The 1199-nt window shown below is 62.2% G+C and carries 2 protein-coding genes and 1 pseudogene; 2 read left to right on the forward strand and 1 reads right to left on the reverse strand.

The window, feature by feature from the left end; genetic code table 11:
- Together EN750_RS35190 and EN750_RS35195 are read left to right on the forward strand one after the other, a co-directional pair.
- On the forward strand, positions 1–250 hold a 250-nt coding region (locus tag EN750_RS35190; protein ID WP_145968237.1), incomplete at its 5' end, for a DMT family transporter.
- A gap of 151 nt (positions 251–401) precedes the next feature.
- On the forward strand, positions 402–866 hold the full coding sequence (locus EN750_RS35195; RefSeq protein ID WP_127399338.1) for a DUF2231 domain-containing protein: 465 nt from the start codon (positions 402–404) through the stop codon (positions 864–866).
- A 56-nt stretch (positions 867–922) separates the two neighbouring features.
- Here EN750_RS35195 and EN750_RS35200 read toward each other — a convergent pair.
- A pseudogene (locus tag EN750_RS35200) lies at positions 923–1199 on the reverse strand (phosphoglycerate dehydrogenase); the annotation flags it as partial.

Here is a 1199-nt window from a genome sequence, read left to right on the forward strand (position 1 = left end):
CGTCTATACGGCGATCGGCGCCTCCGTCGTTTCGCAGATCTTCTACATCAGAGGCAACGAACTGATCGGCGCCAACCGCGCCGGCCTGTTCATCAATCTGGTGCCGATCTTCGGCACGCTGCTGTCGGTGCTGATCGTCGGCGAGACGTTCCACCTCTATCAGGCACTGGCTTTGGTGCTCGTGCTGGGCGGCATCGGGCTTGCCGAATACAGCGGGCGCAAGATGGCGGTGGCGGACCACCGCAGATGACATGTGGCGGCTGACGCTCTCCCCGTTGCAGCGATTCACGCGAACAGCATGGATCTAGCCAATGGCCCGGAAACAGCGGCATAAACCCTGCCGCGTCCTCACTTGGAACATTTCACCTCCAGCGGAGTTTGAACGGCAGGGAGGCGACATGATGAGCCCGAACCCTCGCAGCACGGCAAGCATTGCCGGTCACCCTATCCATCCCATGCTGATTCCGTTTCCGATTGCCTTTTTTGTCGGCGCCTTCGTTTGCGATCTTATCTTCTGGCGAACAGCCGATCCCGGATGGGTCACCGGGTCGCTTTGGCTTCTCGGCGCAGGCCTGATCATGGCAGCCCTGGCTGCGCTTGCCGGCCTGACGGATGTTCTCGGCGATGTTCAGATCCGCAATCTCACGACGGCATGGCTCCATGCCGGCGGCAATGTACTCGTCGTGTTGATCGAGCTTTACAACTGGTACTCGCGGTATGCCGGCGGAGCGGCGGCCGTGATGCCAACCGGCTTCGTCCTATCGCTGATCGTGGTTCTCATCCTGCTGTTTACGGGCTGGAAGGGTTGGGAACTGGTCTACCGACATCGCGTGGCTGTCTCCGATGGATCCGACGAGTTGACCTGAACCGGCCGCCGCGGCGGCCGGCCTCAACGAGGGGGTCGGCGACCGCCTGTCCTCGATCACATCGCGTTGATGTCGAACTGCAGCCGCTTGGCCGAGTCGATCGACTTATGCGCCTTGACCTTTTCCAGCACGGCTTCCGGGAACGGCGCGTCGAGATAGAGCAGCGCTATGGCATCGCCGCCCGGCCGGTTGCGGCCGAGCTGGAAGTTGGCGATGTTGACGCCGTTCTCGCCGCAGACGGTGCCGAGCAGGCCGATGATGCCCGGCGCGTCGGCATTGGTGGTGTAGAGCATGTGCTGGCCGACCTCGGCATCGAGGTTGATGCCCTTGATC

This window comes from Mesorhizobium sp. M7A.F.Ca.ET.027.03.2.1 (assembly GCF_003999175.1).
Lineage (GTDB): Bacteria > Pseudomonadota > Alphaproteobacteria > Rhizobiales > Rhizobiaceae > Mesorhizobium.

Bases quoted from the DNA above. Each gene is read 5' to 3' on its own strand.
- EN750_RS35195 (WP_127399338.1), top strand. From the start codon at position 402: ATGAGCCCGAACCCTCGCAGCACGGCAAGCATTGCCGGTCACCCTATC.